At 74.6% G+C, this 16,979-nt stretch carries 18 protein-coding genes and 1 pseudogene; 11 read left to right on the plus strand and 8 right to left on the minus strand.

Annotated elements, in window-relative coordinates:
- Window positions 1-107: 107 nt before the first annotated feature.
- Both DLJ47_RS36835 and DLJ47_RS12640 read left to right on the plus strand, forming a co-directional pair.
- Window positions 108-659: pseudogene (locus DLJ47_RS36835) on the plus strand (DivIVA domain-containing protein); the annotation flags it as partial.
- Between the two features lie 275 nt (window positions 660-934).
- Window positions 935-1,432: an SRPBCC family protein gene (locus tag DLJ47_RS12640; RefSeq protein WP_088997227.1), complete on the plus strand. Its 498-nt coding sequence runs from the start codon at window positions 935-937 to the stop codon at window positions 1,430-1,432.
- A gap of 5 nt (window positions 1,433-1,437) precedes the next feature.
- On the opposite strand, the gene DLJ47_RS12645 is transcribed toward DLJ47_RS12640, so the two are convergent.
- Window positions 1,438-2,337 (minus strand): sterol desaturase family protein, encoded by a 900-nt coding sequence (locus tag DLJ47_RS12645; protein WP_109900234.1) that lies wholly within the window; start codon window positions 2,335-2,337, stop codon window positions 1,438-1,440.
- Between the two features lie 147 nt (window positions 2,338-2,484).
- On the opposite strand from DLJ47_RS12645, the gene DLJ47_RS12650 reads away from it, so the two are divergent.
- Window positions 2,485-3,075 carry a DNA-3-methyladenine glycosylase I gene (locus tag DLJ47_RS12650; protein WP_233257806.1) on the plus strand — a complete coding sequence of 197 codons (591 nt, stop codon included), beginning with the start codon at window positions 2,485-2,487 and terminating at the stop codon, window positions 3,073-3,075.
- A 4-nt stretch (window positions 3,076-3,079) separates the two neighbouring features.
- On the plus strand, window positions 3,080-3,703 hold the full coding sequence (locus DLJ47_RS12655) for a hypothetical protein (protein WP_109900224.1): 624 nt from the start codon (window positions 3,080-3,082) through the stop codon (window positions 3,701-3,703).
- Window positions 3,704-3,718: 15 nt separating this feature from the next.
- On the opposite strand, the gene DLJ47_RS12660 is transcribed toward DLJ47_RS12655, so the two are convergent.
- Window positions 3,719-4,510 carry an enoyl-CoA hydratase-related protein gene (locus DLJ47_RS12660; protein ID WP_109900225.1) on the minus strand — a complete coding sequence of 264 codons (792 nt, stop codon included), beginning with the start codon at window positions 4,508-4,510 and terminating at the stop codon, window positions 3,719-3,721.
- Window positions 4,511-4,514: 4 nt separating this feature from the next.
- Window positions 4,515-5,333: a PaaX family transcriptional regulator gene (locus tag DLJ47_RS12665; protein WP_088997232.1), complete on the minus strand. Its 819-nt coding sequence runs from the start codon at window positions 5,331-5,333 to the stop codon at window positions 4,515-4,517.
- Window positions 5,334-5,523: 190 nt separating this feature from the next.
- Here DLJ47_RS12665 and DLJ47_RS12670 point away from each other — a divergent pair, with 190 nt between their 5' ends.
- Together DLJ47_RS12670 and DLJ47_RS12675 are read left to right on the plus strand one after the other, a co-directional pair.
- Window positions 5,524-5,691, plus strand: a complete 168-nt coding sequence (locus DLJ47_RS12670) for a DUF3117 domain-containing protein (RefSeq protein ID WP_007455245.1) — start codon at window positions 5,524-5,526, stop codon at window positions 5,689-5,691.
- Between the two features lie 149 nt (window positions 5,692-5,840).
- On the plus strand, window positions 5,841-7,316 hold the full coding sequence (locus DLJ47_RS12675; protein WP_109900235.1) for a leucyl aminopeptidase family protein: 1,476 nt from the start codon (window positions 5,841-5,843) through the stop codon (window positions 7,314-7,316).
- Between the two features lie 42 nt (window positions 7,317-7,358).
- Here DLJ47_RS12675 and DLJ47_RS12680 read toward each other — a convergent pair whose 3' ends face one another.
- On the minus strand, window positions 7,359-7,931 hold the full coding sequence (locus DLJ47_RS12680; protein ID WP_088997234.1) for an O-methyltransferase: 573 nt from the start codon (window positions 7,929-7,931) through the stop codon (window positions 7,359-7,361).
- A gap of 313 nt (window positions 7,932-8,244) precedes the next feature.
- On the opposite strand from DLJ47_RS12680, the gene DLJ47_RS12685 reads away from it, so the two are divergent.
- Together DLJ47_RS12685 and DLJ47_RS12690 are read left to right on the plus strand one after the other, a co-directional pair.
- Complete coding sequence (locus tag DLJ47_RS12685; RefSeq protein WP_109900226.1) at window positions 8,245-9,555, plus strand: S1C family serine protease; 1,311 nt, start codon at window positions 8,245-8,247, stop codon at window positions 9,553-9,555.
- 74 nt (window positions 9,556-9,629) lie between these two features.
- Window positions 9,630-10,052, plus strand: coding sequence for a preprotein translocase subunit TatB (locus tag DLJ47_RS12690; RefSeq protein ID WP_109900227.1), 423 nt, complete (start codon window positions 9,630-9,632; stop codon window positions 10,050-10,052).
- A 343-nt stretch (window positions 10,053-10,395) separates the two neighbouring features.
- Here the strand turns inward: DLJ47_RS12690 and DLJ47_RS12695 are convergent, their stop codons facing one another.
- The 3 genes from DLJ47_RS12695 to DLJ47_RS12705 form a co-directional block, all read right to left on the minus strand.
- Complete coding sequence (locus tag DLJ47_RS12695; protein WP_109900228.1) at window positions 10,396-11,544, minus strand: Mrp/NBP35 family ATP-binding protein; 1,149 nt, start codon at window positions 11,542-11,544, stop codon at window positions 10,396-10,398.
- Window positions 11,545-11,797: 253 nt separating this feature from the next.
- Complete coding sequence (locus DLJ47_RS12700; protein WP_109900236.1) at window positions 11,798-12,379, minus strand: DUF1003 domain-containing protein; 582 nt, start codon at window positions 12,377-12,379, stop codon at window positions 11,798-11,800.
- Complete coding sequence (locus tag DLJ47_RS12705; RefSeq protein ID WP_109900229.1) at window positions 12,372-13,658, minus strand: magnesium transporter MgtE N-terminal domain-containing protein; 1,287 nt, start codon at window positions 13,656-13,658, stop codon at window positions 12,372-12,374. The genes DLJ47_RS12700 and DLJ47_RS12705 overlap by 8 nt, the downstream gene beginning before the upstream one ends.
- Window positions 13,659-13,691: 33 nt before the next feature.
- Between DLJ47_RS12705 and DLJ47_RS12710 the strand changes: the two genes are divergently transcribed.
- Window positions 13,692-14,561 (plus strand): PhzF family phenazine biosynthesis protein, encoded by an 870-nt coding sequence (locus DLJ47_RS12710; RefSeq protein ID WP_109900230.1) that lies wholly within the window; start codon window positions 13,692-13,694, stop codon window positions 14,559-14,561.
- Between the two features lie 32 nt (window positions 14,562-14,593).
- Entirely contained in the window at window positions 14,594-15,106 is a 513-nt protein-coding gene (locus tag DLJ47_RS12715; protein ID WP_109900231.1) for a hypothetical protein, read from the plus strand.
- A gap of 131 nt (window positions 15,107-15,237) precedes the next feature.
- Here DLJ47_RS12715 and DLJ47_RS12720 read toward each other — a convergent pair whose 3' ends face one another.
- Window positions 15,238-15,933, minus strand: coding sequence for an HAD family hydrolase (locus DLJ47_RS12720; protein WP_109900232.1), 696 nt, complete (start codon window positions 15,931-15,933; stop codon window positions 15,238-15,240).
- Window positions 15,934-16,036: 103 nt separating this feature from the next.
- Here DLJ47_RS12720 and DLJ47_RS12725 point away from each other — a divergent pair.
- The coding region (locus tag DLJ47_RS12725; RefSeq protein WP_109900233.1) for a DMT family transporter at window positions 16,037-16,979 on the plus strand (943 nt) is incomplete at its 3' end.

Here is a 16,979-nt window from a genome sequence, read left to right on the forward strand (position 1 = left end):
GGCGGCGGGTCCAGGGACACCGGCCGGCCGCGCCGGAACCGGGCGGATCCGGCGGCGGGGTGGGTGGTGGGGTCGCTCCGGCCCGTTCGACATGCCACGATCTGTGCATGGGTCAGGTTCTGCTCCTGCTGGTCGTGGCGCTGACCGTCGCGGCGGTGGTTTTCGGGGTGACTGTGCTGGTCAGCGGCCGGGATCCCGGCCTGGTGCCGGTCGAGCCGGACGGCCGGGCGGTGCCGCTGCCGGGCGCCCGACCGCTGCGCGAGTCGGACGTCGGCGAGGTCCGGTTCGACACCGCCCTGCGCGGCTACCGGATGGCTCAGGTCGACCAGGCGATGCGGCGGGCGGCGTACGACATCGGCTACAAGTCCGAGCTGATCGGGGTGCTGGAGGCCGAGGTCAGCGCGCTGCGCGAGGGGCGGATCGCGGACGCCGACGCCCTGCGCCGAGCCCGCGAGCAGGCCGCCGGCAGCGCCGCCCAGCCCGAGCCAACGGCCGCCGGCGCCACCGCGCCGGCCGGGCCCGGCGGACCCCCGGTCGCCGAGGCCACCGGGTCCGCGGTCTCCGAACCCGTCGTCTACGCCGAGCCGACACCGACCGGGCGGGACGCCTTCGCCCGGCCGACGAGCGGGTCCGACGCCTTCGCCCGGCCCACGACGGCCGCCGGGACGGCTGGCGGGTCGGCCGGGACCGACACCGCCCGGCCCGTGATCGAATCGGATTTCGCCCGGCCGACGACGGCCGGCGAGCCGGCCGCCGGGCCGGCCGGGGCCGCCACCACAGCCGGCCCGGCGGCCACCGGCACGCCGGGCGCCGAGGCCCCGTCGGCGACCGGGAACGGAGCCCGGCCGGCACCGGCCGGAAGCGGCGACGCGCCGGACGCGCCGGGCGAGCCGGAGGACGGCCGGCGCGGGCCGGTGGCCCGGTCGGAGCCGGTGTGACCGGACCGGAGGGAGCGGACGACCTGCGCGAGGCCGCCCACCCGGGTGCCGGCGAGGTGACCGCCACGGTGATCGTGAACGCCCCGGCCGGGCGGGTCTTCGCGGCGCTGACCGCGTGGGAGCGGCAGTCCGAGTGGATCCCGTTCACCACGGTGCGGGTGATCGAGGGTGACGGCGGCGAGGGCAGCCTGGTCGAGGCGGTCACCACGGTGGGACCGGCCGTGCTCCGGGACGAGATGCGGGTCGTCCAGGTGGACCCGCCGTACGAGGTGCGGGTGGTGCACTGCGGCCGGCTGCTGCGCGGTCCCGGCGTGCTGCGCTGCACGCAGCTGGAGCGGGACCGCACCCAGGTGGTCTGGCACGAGTGGTTCCACCTGCCGGGCGGCACCGCCGGCCGGGTGGCCTGGCCGGTGCTCTGGCCCGGCTCCAAGTTCGGTCTCACCCAGGCGCTGAAGAAGTTCGCCCGGCTGGTCGAGCAGGGCCGCCTGCCCTGACCCGTTCAGCGGGTGGTGACCGGGGTGGCCGGTGCGGAGGCGGCCGGCGCCGGGGTGGCCGGCGCGGCGGGGCCGGCCTCCGGCTGCCAGCCGGGTGAGCGGAACAGCACTCCCGCCCGGTGCCGCCAGCCCGCCGCGGTACGCAGGTCGCGGGCGATCGAGACGTACTCGTGGAAGGCCACCCGGAGCGGGTTGTAGGTCTCGATGTTCTTGGTCAGCCCGTAGACGCAGCGCTCCCGCTCCGGCGCGAAGGTGCCGAACAGCCGGTCCCAGACGATCAGGATGCCGCCGAAGTTGCGGTCCAGGTAGCCGCCCTGCGAGGCGTGGTGCACCCGGTGGTGTGACGGGGTGTTGAACACCGCCTCGTACCAGCGGGGGAGCTTGTCGATCCGCTCGGTGTGGATCCAGAACTGGTAGAGCAGGTTGACCGAGCCGGCGAACGCCACCACCGCAGGGTGCACCCCGAGCAGGATCATCGGGATGTAGAACACCCAGCCGGTGACGCTGGTCCACGGCTGGCGCAGCGCGGTGGAGAGGTTGAACCGCTGCGAGGAGTGGTGCACGACGTGGGTGGCCCAGAGGATCCGGATCACGTGGTGGCCCCGGTGCGACCAGTAGTAGCAGAAGTCCTGCGCCAGCACGATCAGCGGCCAGCTCCACCACAGCTCGGCGACCCGCAGCGGGGTGACCGCGTAGAGCAGCGCGTACGCGGCGGCGATCGGGATCTTCCAGAGCAGGTCGGTGAAGACGCTGCCCAGCCCCATGGCCAGGCTCGTGGCCGTGTCGGCCGCCCCGTAGCCCACCTCGTCGTCGTCCCGGTGCAGCAGGTAGGAGACCCGTTCCAGCACGACGAGCAGCAGGAAGGCCGGGATCGACCAGGCGATGATGTCGGGGAAATCCTTCATGGTGCAGCCTCCCGCTGCGGTGCCGCCGGTGCGCCGGGCGCCGGCGGGTGTGACGACGCCCACCTACCGACCGGTAACCAGCACCATAGGCAGCCGCCCCGGCCGGAGGCAATGGGTGTGTCGGGGGATTGGCCTACCGTTTACGCCGTGAGTGACCTGGTGATCGGCGCCGACGGGCTGCCCCGCTGCGCCTGGGGGTCGAGCACCCCCGACTACGCCGTCTACCACGACACCGAGTGGGGTCGGCCGCTGCACGGCGACGACGCGCTCTACGAGCGGATGACGCTGGAGGCGTTCCAGTCCGGCCTGTCCTGGCTGACCATCCTGCGCAAGCGGGCCAACTTCCGGCTCGCCTTCGACGAATTCCACATCCCCGCAGTGGCCGGCTACGGCGAGGCCGAGGTGAACCGGCTGCTGGCCGACGCCGGCATCGTGCGCAACCGGGCCAAGATCGAGGCGGCGATCGCCAACGCGCGGGCCGCGCTGGACCTGCCCGAGGGGCTCTCCAAGCTGCTCTGGTCGTACGCGCCGCCGCCCCGGGCCAGCCGGCCCACGTCGTTCGCGCAGGTGCCGGCGCTGACCGCCGAGTCCACCGCGATGGCCAAGGCGCTCAAGAAGCGCGGCTTCCGGTTCGTCGGCCCGACCACGGCCTACGCGCTGATGCAGGCCACCGGGATGGTCGACGACCACCTGGCGGGCTGCCACGTCGTGACGCCCGGCAGCGGCGTGATGGGATGAGGGCATGACGACCGACACCGCGTACCGGGTGAACGGGGTGGGCCGCGCCGACGGCACGGGCGTCTGGGCGGTGCTGCTGCCGGCCGGGCGCTACGACGCCGAGCGGCTCGTCCACCACGACACCTTGGAGCTGACCGGCCTCGACGGCACCGCCCGCCCCCGCCCCGGCGACCAGGTGGCGGTGCTGGCCGACGAGCCGCCGCGGCTGGTGGCGCTGGGCCGGGTCGTCGCGCCCACCGGTGAGGCGCCGGAGGACCCGGACGATCCGCAGTCCGAGCGGGGGCCCGCCGAACTGGTGGTGGCGTACACCCGGCGCGCCTTCGACGAGCCGGTGCCGGCCGACGCGGTCACCCTCGACCGGCCGGTGAGCCCGCTGGACCCGGCCGTCTTCCGGCGGCTGGTCGACCGGCTCGGCCCGCCGAAGGAGCGGCGCTCCTGGCTGGTCAGCCTCGACCTGCCGATCGAGGCCGAGTCACCGGCCGAGGCGGTCCGGCTGTTCTGGGCGTACGTGCAGGAGCTGGGCCCGCGCGAGCTGCCGGCCTTCGTCTCGCCGTCCGGCGACGAACTGGCGATGCAGGCGTTCGTGCTCGGCGAGGAGGCCAACCAGGACCCGGAGGAGGACGATTGACCCGACCGGGTCGGGTCAGCGGCCCTCGAACGCCGGCTTCTGCTTCTTGACGAAGGCGAAGGTGGCCGCGCGGTGGTCGTCGGTGGCCCCGCAGATCGATTGCGCCTGCGCCTCGGCGGCCAGCGCGTCGGCGAGGGTGCCCGCGTCGGCGATGGAGAGCTGCCGCTTGATCGCCCCGTACGCGACGGTCGGGCCGGCGGCGAGCCGGGCGGCCAGCTCCTGCGCGGTCGGCAGCACCTGCTCGTCGTCCTCGACCATCCGGTTGAGCAGCCCGAGTCGGCAGGCCTCCTCGGCGCGGACCGGTTCGGCCAGCATCAGCAGCTCCACCGCCTTGGCGTGGCCGACCAGCCGGGGCAGCGTCCAGGACGCGCCGGTGTCGGCGGCGAGCCCCACCTTGGCGAAGGCCATCAGGAAGCTGGTCGACGGCCCACCGACCCGGATGTCGGCCAGGAAGGCGATCGAGGCGCCCGCGCCGGCGGCCATCCCGCGCACCGCGGCGACCACCGGCTTCGGCAGGTTGGCCAGCCGGGCGGCGATCGGGTTGTAGTGCGCCCGGACCGTGTCCAGCGCGTCGCCGCCGCCGGACTCCAGCGTCTGGACGTGCTCGCGCAGGTCCTGGCCGGCGCTGAACGACCCGCCTGCGCCGGCCAGCACCACCGCCCGGCAGGACCGGTCGGTCTCCAGCTCGGCCAGGGTGTCCCGAAGGGCCTCCTTGAGCGCCACGTCGAGCGCGTTCATCGCGGTCGGGCGGTTCAGGGTGAGGGTCACGACGGCGTCGGTGCGGTCGACGAGCAGCGGCTCGGTCACGTCTCTAACGACCCTTCTGTCGGACGATGCGGTTGCCGGCGTCGAGGCACTGCTCGACGTACCGGTCGGCGGCCGGCCGGAGCCGGGCGGCGTGCCGGTCGAAGAAGCTGGCCGCGGCGGTGCCGGGCCAGCGTTCGGGCAGCAGTGCCGGGGGCAGTTGCGGATCCCGGAACAGAAAGGTACGCCACGCGTGCACCAGCCGGAACCGGGCGGCGTACGCCTCCTCGTCGCCGCTGCGCACGGTCACCCCGGCCAGCAGCGGCCGCTGCTCGGCGACGAACTGCTCGTAGGCCCGGCCGATCTCGGCCAGGTCCCAGGCCCGGCGCACCACGCCCATCGCGCCTGGGGTGCCGGAGGCGTGCGCGGCGGTGAACCGCTCGAACCGGACGCCGGCCTCGGCGAGCAGCAGGTCGACGTCCTCGGCCGGGCGGGTGGCCACCCAGGTCTGCTCGTCGAGCGTGCCGTAGCCGAGGAAGCGGAGGTTGGCGGCGAGCCGCTGACGTTCCCGGCGGCCGGCGGGCGCCTCCAGCACGAGCAGGTCGAACCGGCCGTCCCAGCTGACCCGGCCGGTGCGGTAGATCCGGGCCGCCGCCTCGTCGAGTCGGCGGGCGGCTTTCGGTGTGATCGAATATCCCGGCCCGGAGGTGAGCCGGCACGGGTCGAGCCACCCCTGACGCACCATCCGGGACACCGCCGTACGCACGGCGGGCGGGGCGATCCCGAGCGGCGCCAGCAGCTTGACCAGGGCGGCGACCGGCGCGCGGCCACCCCGCGGTCGAAGGTGGTCGCCGTACAGGTCGAAGAGTGCCGACCGTGCCTGCATGACCGCACATTGTGACAGGCCTTCTCAAGATAAGCTAGATGCTGTTACATCAATGCTGCTTCGGTTTGGGTCCGGCGGTGTTCATCAGGGAAAATCGTCAGTCGACACCCCCGCGTAGGTTGCGGGTGGTCGTGACGAAGTGGCTGTGGGGCAACCCACCGACCCTGGTGTAGGTCTGAGGGGAGACAACATGGCGGCGATGAAGCCGCGGACGGGCGACGGTCCGCTGGAAGTCACCAAGGAGGGCCGGGGCATCGTCATGCGGGTCCCGCTGGAGGGCGGTGGCCGGCTCGTCGTCGAGATGACTCCCGACGAGGCCAACGCGCTCGGTGACGCGCTGAAGGCGGCCGCCGGCTGAGCGAGGAGCGGTCTGGGCGGCGTCCGCCGCCCCGACGGTTCGTCGTACCCTGAGCCACCGGCCCCGCCGGTGGCTCAGGGCTTCACCGGCGCGGAGCGCCGTGGGTGATCCCGCGCTCCGCGATCACTTTCCTGGAGGTACGGTCCCGCGTGCTCGCCATCCGTCTGGTCGCCGAGCCCGACCGGCTCGACACCCTCGTCCTGCCCCTTCGTCCGGCTGGGGAGAGGGCGGGCGGCGACGCTCCGGCCGTGCCCGCGCCAACCGCGGTGGCGCTGCCCGACGGCGTCGTCGACGAGGCCGCCGCGCTGGCTCCGGCCGCCCGGCTCACCGGCCGGGCCGGTGAGCTGCGGGCCCAGTTCCGTCCGGGGCGTACCCCGGGCCTGCTGGTCCTGGTCGGCACCGGGGACGGCGACGAGGCGAGCTGGCGGCGCGCCGGCGCGGCGCTGGTCCGTGCCGTCGCCGATGAGACGCACATCACGATCTCGGTGCCGGCGGACGCGTCCCCGGCCGCCGTCCGAGGGCTCTACGAAGGGCTGCTGCTCGCGTCGTACCGGTTCCGGCTGACCGACGCCGGCGACGCGCCCGCGCTCACCGGGGTCGACCTGCTGGTGGCCGACCCGGAGCCCTACCTGGCCGTGGTCGAGACGGCCCGCACCACCGCCCGGCTGACCCGCTGGGCCCGCGACCTGACCAACACCCCGTCCTCGGTGAAGAACCCCGAGTGGTTCGCCGAGCAGGTGGCCGCCCGCGTCGCCGAGGTGCCGGACCTGCACCTGCGGGTACGCGAGCCGGCCGAGCTGGCCGCCGAGGGCTTCGGCGGCATCCTGACGGTGGGCGGCGGCTCGGCGCACGGCCCGCGCCTGGTCGAGCTGGACTGGCGGCCGGCCGACGCCCGCACCCACGTGGTGCTGGTCGGCAAGGGCATCACCTTCGACACCGGCGGAATCTCGATCAAGCCGGTGCCGGCGATGAAGCTGATGCGCAAGGACATGGCCGGGGCGGCCGCGGTGGTGGCGGCCACCGTCGGCGCCGCCGCGCTGCGGCTGCCGGTACGCGTCACCGCGCTCGCCCCGCTGGCCGAGAACATGGTCAGCGGCTCGGCGTTCCGCCCGGGCGACGTCGTCCGCCACTACGGCGGGACCACCAGCGAGACCACCAACTCCGATGCCGAGGGCCGGCTGGTGCTCGCCGACGCGCTCGCCTACGCCGTCCAGGAGCTGCGACCGGACCTGCTCGTCGACCTGGCCACGCTGACCGGCGCCAACGCGGTGGCGCTCGGCAAGCGCACCGGCGCGCTCTACAGCGAGAACGACGAGCTGGCCGCCGGCGTACTGGCAGCGGTGGCCGAGGCCGGCGAGGCGGCCTGGCGGATGCCGCTGCCCGCCGACTACGTCGAGTACCTCGGCAGCGAGCTGGCCGACCTGTACAGCGCGCCGACCCAGGGCGCGGGCTCGGTGGTCGCCGCGCTCTACCTGCGCGAGTTCACCGGCGACCTGCGCGACCGCTGGCTGCACGTGGACATGTCCGCGCCGTCCTGGGCGGACGCCGACGACGCGGAACTGACCAAGGGCGCGACCGGCTGGGGCGTACGCTCGCTGCTGCGCTGGCTGGCCACGCTCGGCTGACGGACGGTGCCCGCCCCCGGCGGACGCGGTCGGGCGCCCCGGTCAGCACTTCACGGCGGCGAGCAGCCCGTGCCCGAGCGGCAGCAGCGCCGGGATCCAGTGCTCCGACTCCCGGATCGCCTTGATCGTCTCCCGGATGGTCACCGTCTCCACGTCGCGGGCGGCCGGGTCGCCGATCCGGCCGCCGGCCAGCGTGCCGTTGAGCGCGAGCACCCCGCCCGGGCGCAGCAGCCGCAGCGCGGCGTCCACGCAGGCGGCGAAGCCGGTCGACTCGGCGTCCACGAAGACCAGGTCGTACGCGCCGTCGGCGAGCCGGGGCAGCACGTCCAGCGCCCGGCCGGTGATGATCCTGGTGCGGCCCGCCGGGAAACCGGCCTCGGTGAAGATCCGCCGGGCGATCCGCTGGTGCTCCACCTCGACGTCGATGGTGGTGAGGACGCCGTCGGCCCGCATGCCGCGCAGCAGCCACACCCCGCTGACACCCGTGCCGGTGCCGATCTCCACCACCGCCCGGGCGTTGCCGGCGGCGGCGAGCAGCCGCAGCGCGGCGCCCGCGCCGGGGGTCACCGCGTCGAGACCGACCTCACGGGCGAGGCTGCGGGCGGTGCGCAGCACGAGATCCTCAGCGGCATACGACTCGGCGAACTGCAGAGCCTGGGCCGTCGAACTGCCGGAACCGGCGACCGTGGCGATGGGACACCTCCGGGCGGCGCGAATGGTGCGAGGGGCGGGTTGGCACTGTGAGCCTAGAGGCGGCCCCCAACGCACGCAGCCGCGCGTCCCGCCGCGGACGATCACGGGTGGCAACCGCTGACTCCACCCGGGGCATCCGTGCAATCCTGGAGACGGGATCCCGCCGGTCGCGACCGGGCCGACCTGTCGACCGGGCGTCGCGGGCGGGATCCCGGGACGGACTGGGAGGACCGACGTGACCGACGGCTGGGACTGGCGCCAGCCCGGTGGGAGCCCGACGCCGGCGGGACCGCCGTCGCCGGCGTACCCGCCGCCTGCGCCGACGGCTCCGCACGGCACCGGCACCACCTCACCCTGGTGGTCCGACGCGCTCGCCGACCCGTGGCGCGATCCGGCCGCCCCGGCAGCGGTGGTGGTCCCGGCCGCGCCCGGCCCCGGCACGGAGCCGGAACCCGTCACCGACCCGGACGCCCCGGGTCGCCTCTCACTGCGGCAACTGCTGCTCATCCCGCTGATCACCGCGCTGCTCGCCGGTGGCCTCGGTGGCGCGCTGGGCTACGCCTTCGCGGTGCGGGGCGGTGCCGGTGCCGGCACGGTGCTCGGCGCCGACCCGCAGGCGCCGGGGTTGGCCCAGCGCAAGCCGGAGTCGCTGGCCGGCGTCGCCGAACGGGTGCTGCCCAGCGTGGTGACCGTGCGGGTGAGCGGCCTCGGCGGCACGAGCGAGGGCTCCGGCTTCATCGCCAGCGCGGACGGCCACGTGATCACCAACGACCACGTGGTCGCGGGCGGCAACGGCAAGGCCTCGGTGGTCTTCAACGACGGCAGCTCGGCCGCGGGCACCCTGGTCGGGCAGGACCCGGAATCCGACATCGCGGTGATCAAGGTGGCCCGCACCGGGCTGCGGCCGGTGGAGTTCGGCGACTCCGACGCGCTCGCCGTGGGCGATCCGGTGCTGGCCATCGGCTCGCCGCTCTCGCTGGCCAACACGGTCACCGCGGGCATCGTGAGCGCGCTCGACCGGACCATGCAGGCGGGTGAGCCGGGCGGCCCGGTGCGCTACTACGCGGCCATCCAGACCGACGCCGCGGTCAACCACGGCAACTCGGGCGGCCCGCTGGTGGACGGCGCCGGCCGGGTGATCGGGGTGAACTCGACCATCAAGTCGCTGGTCGCCGACGGGCAGGAGGCGGGCAACATCGGTCTCGCCTTCGCCATCCCGATCAACCAGGCCAAGCGGATCACCCAGGACATCATCGGCACCGGCAAGGCCCGGCGCACCGTGATCGGCGCTCAGGTCGGCGGCCCCGGCGCGGCCAGCGGCAACGGGGTACGGCTGGTGACGGTGGAGCCGTCCGGGCCGGCGGCCGACGCCGGGCTCAGGGCCGGCGACGTGATCCTGAAGTTGAACGGGCGCCCGATGACCGAACCGACCGATCTGATCGCCCTGGTCCGCAAGTTCGCCCCGGGCTCGGTGGTGACCGTGGAGTACCGCCGCGGCTCGGACCGGCTGAACGCGTCGGTGACGCTCGCCGCAGACGCGAAGTAGCGGGCGGTCACCCCCTCCCGGTCCGGCGCCCGACGTGCGTAGTCTTGCTGCTGACGCCGAGAGGGGGGCCCGCAGTGCTCGACAACCTGAACATGTGGGAGATCGGGGGGCTGCTGCTCCTGGCGCTGCTGATCTTCGGCGACCGGCTGCCCGCGGTGATCAACGACGGCCTGCGGATGGTGCGCAACCTGCGCAACATGGCCCGCAACGCCACCAGTGACCTGAGCAAGGAGCTGGGCACCGACATCCAGCTGGAGGATCTGCACCCCAAGGCGTTCATCCGCAAGCACCTGCTCAGCGAGGAGGACGAGCAGGCGATCCGGAAGCCGCTGCAGGGTGTCTACGACAATCTGCGGGCCGACGTCACCGGCGTGCACAACGAGTTGAAGGACGTCGCCAACGCCGCCGATCCCCGGTCGAGCGGCGGCCGCCCGGCCACCGCCACGGGCGGCGCCCCGGCGCCCGCCCCGCGGGTCAGCTACGACGACGCCACCTGAGCCACATCCCGGCACCCCTCGTACCGCCGTCGTCACCGTGCTCGCCGCCAGCCCGGTGGCCGATCCCGGCCCGCGTGCTGCCTGGCTGTGACGCCGCCGGGTGCCGCCGTTGGATGTGCCGCTTGCTGTGAAGCCGCCCGATCAGGTATCACGACCCGCTGCGCGTTGCCGGCCCGCCTCCGTCACCGTGCGTGCCAATGGCCAACCCAGCCTGCAGGCGTCTGGGCGGCGCGGCGTCTGGGCGGTAGGGGTGCCAAGGGTCCGCGCGGCGCCAGGGCAGCGCGGCGGCCGGGCAGCGGCAGAACCGCGCGCGCCAGGGCCGGGCGGGTCAGCGGCCGGCGGGTCAGCGGCCGGCGGGCTTGAGGCCCAGCGGCTTGCCGAGCAGCGACTCGCGGCGGACGGCGAGCCGGTCGGCGACCTTGCCGAGCGCCACCGCGGCCGGCGACTCCGGCTCGGCCAGCACGATCGGGTTGCCCTCGTCGCCGGCCTCCCGGACACGGGTGTCCAGCGGGATCTGGCCGAGCAGCGGCACCTGGGCGCCGATCGTCTTCGTCAGCGACTCGGCGACCGTCGCGCCGCCGCCGGCGCCGAAGACCTCCATCCGGGACCCGTCCGGCAGCTCCAGCCAGGACATGTTCTCGATGACGCCGACCACCCGCTGGTGGGTCTGCAGGGCGATCGCGCCGGCCCGCTCGGCCACCTCGGCGGCCGCCGCCTGCGGCGTGGTGACCACCAGGATCTCTGAGTTGGGCAGCAGCTGCGCCAGCGAGATGGCCACGTCGCCGGTGCCCGGGGGCAGGTCGAGCAGGAGCACGTCCAGATCGCCCCAGTAGACGTCGGCGAGGAACTGCTGCAGCGCCCGGTGCAGCATCGGGCCGCGCCACACCACGGCGGCGTTGCCGGCGGTGAACATGCCGATCGAGATCACCTTCACGCCGTGCGACTGCGGCGGCATGATCATGTCTTCGACCCGGGTGGGCCGGCCGTCGGCGCCGAGCATCCGGGGCACCGAGTGACCGTAGATGTCCGCGTCGACCACGCCGACGGAGAGCCCGCGGGCGGCCAGCGCCGCGGCCAGGTTGACCGTCACGCTGGACTTGCCGACGCCGCCCTTGCCGCTGGCGACCGCGTACACCCGGGTGCGCGAGCCGGGCTGGGCGAACGGGATGACCGGCTCCTCGGTGGCACCGCCGCCACGCAGCTTCGCCTGGAGCTGCTGGCGCTGCTCCGGGCTCATCACGCCGAACTCGATCTCGACGCCGGTCACCCCGGGCACGGCGCCGACGGCCGCGGTGATGTCCGCGCGCAGCTTGTCCTTCAGCGGGCAGCCGGCGACGGTGAGCAGCAGCTCGACCCGGACCACACCGTCGTCGCCGACCGTGGCGGAGCGGACCATGCCGAGCTCGGTGATCGGCCGGCGGATCTCCGGGTCGTTGACGGTGGCCAGCGCGGCCTGGATCGCGTCGGAGACGGTGCTGACGGGTGCTGACATGCCCGCAATGCTACGTCGGAGGCTGTCCCGCACCGCCGCCAGCGGGGGTCGGTGTGAGCGAATCGATGACGCCCGCCCGGGGCGGCGGGGGTCTGGACGCGTACCGCACGAAGTGGGACGATCGAGGCGAACGCCGCTCGCCTGGCCCCTTGAGGCGCGCGGCGTTCTGACGCACCGGTCAGGGCGCCGAGCCTGCCGCTCACCCCGGCAGCCGTCCGACGCCGGCTCACCCCTCCGGGCGGCCGTCCCGGGCTCAGTCGCCGTCCAGGTCGTCGCGGGGCTCCTCCAGCGCGTCCCCGCCGCCGGCCGCCCGCTGCGCGGCCCGCTCCTGCTGGCGGCGTTCCAGCCGCTGCCGGCGCTGCCCCGCCTCGTCCAGCTCCTCGGCCAGCCGGGCCAGCTCGGAACGGAGGAAGTCCCGGGTGGCCACCTCACCCATCGCGATCCGCAGCGCGGCGATCTCCCGGGCCAGGTACTCGGTGTCGGCCTTCTGCATGGTGGCCCGGCGCCGGTCCTCCTCCAGCGCCAGCCGGTCCCGGTCCGCCTGCCGGTTCTGCGCCAGCAGGATCAGCGGCGCCGCGTAGCTGGCCTGCAACGACAGCATCAGGGTGAGGAACGTGAAGGTGTACGGGTCAAAGCGCAGGTGCGCCGGGGCCAGCGTGTTCCAGGCGAACCACAGCAGGATCACCACCGTCATGTAGACGATGAAGTTCGCCGTGCCCATGCCCCGGGCGATGCCCTCCGACCACCGGCCGAAGGCCTCCGGGTCGAACCGGGGCAGCTTCAGGCTCCGCGGCTCGCGCGGCTGGTCCAGCCGTTCCGCCCGCCGCTCAACCATCCGCACCGTCCAGCACCGCGCCCGAGCTGGTCGGGCCGTTCATGGTGTCCCGGTCGCGCCAGTCCCGGGGCAGCGAATGGTCCAGCACGTCGTCGACGGTGACCGCGCCGACCAGCCGGTTGTTCCGGTCGATCACCGGCATGGCGACCAGGTCGTAGGTGGCCATCCGGCGGGTGATCTCCGGCAGCGGGGTGGTCGGCCGGAGCGGGTCGATGTCGTTGACCACCACCCCGCCGAGCATGTCGGCCGGCGGTTCCCGGAGCAGCCGCTGGAAGTGCACCATCCCGAGGTAGCGGCCGGTCGGGGTGGTCATCGGCGCGCGGGTCACGAAGACCTGCGCGGCGACCGCCGGGGAGAGCTGCGGTTCGCGGATCCGGGCCAGCGCCTCCGCCACCGTCGCGTCCGGGGGCAGGATCACCGGCTCCGAGGTCATCACGCTGCCCGCCGTGCCGGGCGTGTACTTCAGCAGCTGGCGTACCGGGTCGGCCTCGTCCGGCTGCATCAGGTCGAGCAGCACGTCCTGTTCCGGCGGGGTGAGCTCGCTGAGCAGGTCGGCGGCGTCGTCCGGGTCCATCTCCTCCAGCACGTCCGCGGCCCGCTCCCGGTCCAGCGCCGCCAGGATCTCCACCTGGTCGTGCTCGGGCAGTTCGCTGAGCACGTCGGCGAGCCGCTCGTCGTCGAGGGCGGCGGCCACCTCGTTGCGCCGCGCGTCGGGCAGGTCCTGCAACGCGTTGGCCAGGTCGGCGGGGCGCATGTCCTCCAGCACGGCGAGCAGGTTGGCGGTGCCCCGGGTGTCGGCGATGCCGCTCAACCCGCGGACCCGCTCCCACTCGACCTGCTGCAGGTTGCCGCGCCGGCTCAGCCGGCCGGTCTGCTCGCGTACCGCCACCCGGCTCAGCGACCACTCGCCGCCGCGGCTGCACTCCATCGCCACGTCGACCACCGTGCCGGCCTGGCCGCCCGGATCGACCTGCACCCGCCGGTCGAGCAGTTCCTGGAGCACCAGCAGTTCGTTCGGGCGCTTCTCGAAGCGGCGCAGGTTGAGCGTGCCGGTGCCGAGCACCACCGCGTCGGCGTCGATCGAGGTGATCCGGTTGATCGACAGGAAGATCCGCCGGCGCATCGGCATCTCGGCGACCAGGCCCACCACCTCCGGCGGGCGCTGGGTCGGCCGCAACCGGGCCACCGCGTCGCGTACCCGGCCCACCTGGTCGCCGTTGGGGTCGAAGACGGCGACGCCGGCGAGACGGGCGAGGTAGACCCGGGTCGGCGTGCTCACGGGCACCAGCCTAAGCGCCTAGTGTTTATCAACATGTCGACCTTGGCGTACGAGATCGTGGACGTCTTCACCGACCGCCCGTTCGCCGGCAACCCGCTGGCCGTGGTGTTCGGTGCCGAAGGGCTGGCCACCGAACAGATGCAGGCGCTCGCGCTGGAGTTCAACCTGTCCGAGACGGTGTTCGTGCTGCCACCCACCCAGGTCGGCGCCACCTACCGGGCGCGGATCTTCACCCCGGTCGAGGAACTGCCGTTCGCCGGGCACCCCAGCGTCGGCGCGGCGGTCACGGCCAGCCGCCGGGGAATGTTCGGTGTGGGGCAGGTCACTCAGGAGTGCGGCGCCGGGGTGCTGCCGATCCAGGTGACGGCGACCGGGGCCACGCTGACCGGCGGCACCCCCACCCTCGGCCCCGAGCTGGACCCGGAGCCGCTGCTGGAGATGGCCGGGCTGAGCGCGGACGACCACGTCGGCCCGGCGCCCCGGGTGGCCGGCTGCGGGCTGGAGTTCCCCTACCTGCCGGTGCGTCCGGACGCGGTGGCCCGGGCACGGGTGAACGCGGCGGCGGCGCAGCGGTACGGCGTGGAGCACGTCAGCGTCTTCTCCTGGGACGCCGACTCGCAAACCGCGCACACCCGGGTCTTCGTGCCGGGGCTCGGCGTGCCGGAGGACCCGGCCACCGGGTCGGCCGCGCTCGGCCTCGGGGTCTGGCTGGTCGCCAGTGGCCTGCTGCCCGGCGAGGGCCGCTCGTCGTACGACGTGGTGCAGGGGGTCGAGATCAACCGTCCGTCCTCGTTGGCCTGCACCGTGACGGCGGCCGGCGGGGTGGCGGTCGGCGCGACAGTCGCGGGCCACGTGATGCCGGTGGCCCGGGGCGAGATCATGGTGCCGCCGTTCGTCGGCTGACGCCGACGGCCCGGGTGCGGGAGGATGCCGGAGTGAGCGACGAGCCCGAGCGCAGCAGCCCGCCCCTGGTCGACGAGGCGATGAAGAAGGCCGCGGTGGCCTGGGTCGCCGTGCCCGGTGGCCCCGCGCTCGCGCTGTGGTGCGTACCGCTGGAGGGCGCGCTCTTCGTGGTGAGCGGGCCGGGTGAGCAGTCCGCACCCGGGCTGGCCGAGGCGACCGAGGCGCGGGTGACGCTGCGCGGCGACCACGGTGGCCGGATCGTCACCTGGCCGGCCCGGGTGGAGCGGGTGGCCCCGGGCAGCGAGACCTGGGAGACCGCAGCGCCGCTGGTCGCCGGCAAGCGGCTGAACGGCCGGGGCAGCGCCACCGACCAGATCGCCCGGTGGGCCGCCGAGGGCTGCGCGCTGATCCGGCTGACCCCGGCCGGGGAGCCGGTCGCCGGGGCCGGGCTGCCCGACGGTTCACTGGCCGCGGAGCCCCGGCAGGCGCCGGTGGTCCGGGCGACCCGCAAGCCGTTCCGGCTGCACCGGGTCCGCCGCCGCTGACCGGGCCCGTTTCGAAACGGCCCGACCCGGCCCGACGACCTGGCCCTGACGGTCCGGATCGGCCTGACGACTGACCCGATCCGACGGTCCGGTCCGGCCCGACGACCCGGCCCGAACCGGCCGCCGACGCGTCACGCCGGCACCGCCGCCGGGGTGACCAGGTCGAGCACCTCGGTCAGCGAGCGCAGCACCGGCCCGTCCCAGGTGTCGGCGTTGAACACCATGTGCCCGACCAGATCCGGCGCGGCCAGCCGCACCGCGGTCATGCCGGCCCGTTCCGCCCCGGTCAGCTCCTGGCTGCCGCCGTCGCCGACGTAGAGGCAGTCCGCCGGGGTCAGCCCGAGCCGGTGGCAGGCCGCCAGGTAGAGCGCTGGATCCGGCTTGCAGCGGCCGACCTGCACCGAGAAGACCCGCACGTCGAGCAGCGGGGCGATCGCCAGTTGCGGCAGGAACGCCGGAAGTTCATGAGTGCAGTCGCTGATCAGGCCGGTCCGCAGCCCCCGCTCGCGCAGTGCGACAAGCACCGCCGCCGCGTCGTCGCGCAGCCGGGTGTCCGCGCGTACCGCCCGGTGCCGGGAGGCCACCGCGGCCCGCACCGCGCCGTCCGAGGGGTGTACGCCGGCCTGCTCGCAGACCCAGCGCAGGGTGGCCTCGGCGTTGCCGAACCGCCCGCTGGCCCGCTGGTAGTAGCTGCGATCGAGCACCTCGACCAGCGTGTCGGTCGGGCAGCCGAGCAGCTCGGCGATGCACCGGTGCGCCGCGCCGCGCTGCACCGAGCGGGTGAGCGTGCCGAAGAAGTCGAAGAGCACCGCCTGGTAGGTGGGCATGGGGGAACGCCTCCGGGCGGTCGAGGGGTCGCCGGCGGACCGCACGATCGTAACCGAGTGATGACGGTCCGTGGTGACCCGAGTCATGTGAGGATTGCTCCCCGTGCCGTCCGAACATCGCCCGCCGCTCGACCCGCTGACCACCGGGGCGCTCGCCCTCGCCGTGGTCGCCGTGTCGTCGTCCGCACCGCTGGTCGCGTTCGCGGCCGCGCCCGCCCTGGCGATCGCGTTCTGGCGCAACCTGCTCTCGGTCGCCGTGCTCGGCCCGGTCGCGTTGACCCGCCGCCGGGCCGAGCTGCGATCGCTGACGGTCGGGGCGGGCCGGCGCGCGGGTTGGGCCTGCGTGCTCTCCGGCGTCGCGCTGGCCGCCCACTTCGCCACCTGGATGCCGAGCGCCCAGCTCACCTCGGTGGCCGCCGCGACGGCGCTGGGCGCCACCCAGCCGGTCTGGCAGGGGCTGATCGCCCGGGGGCAGGGCAGACGCCTGCCGCTGGTGGTCTGGGCCGGGATCGGGGTGGCGGTCGGCGGGGCGGTGCTGGCCAGCGGGGCGGACTTTGCCGTCTCCGGCCGGGCCTTCGCCGGTGATTTGCTCGCGGTGGCCGGCGGGCTGTTCGCCGCCGTGTACACCGCGTTCGGTGAGCGGGCCCGGGCCACCGTCAGCACCACCACGTACACCACCGTCTGCTACGGGGTCTGCACGGTGATCCTGCTGGTGATCTGCCTGGCCGGCGGGCTGCCGCTGGGCGGCTTCGACACCGGCACCTGGCTGGCGATCCTGGCGCTGGTGGCCGGCGCCCAACTGCTCGGCCACTCGATGTTCAACTACGCGCTGCGGCGGGTCACGGCCACCACGGTCAGCGTGCTGATCCTGCTGGAGGCCCCCGGCGCCGCGTTGATCGGCTGGGCCTGGCTGGGGCAACTGCCCCGGGCCACCGCGCTGCCCGGGCTGGCGCTGCTGCTGGTCGGCGTCGCCGTGGTGGTGCTGGGCGGCGCCCGCGCCCGCCGCACCCCACCCGTCCCGACCACCGTCCCGGCCGACGCCACCC

It is taken from the genome of Micromonospora sp. S4605, assembly GCF_003176715.1.
In the GTDB taxonomy this organism is placed as follows: Bacteria; Actinomycetota; Actinomycetes; order Mycobacteriales; family Micromonosporaceae; genus Micromonospora; species Micromonospora echinaurantiaca.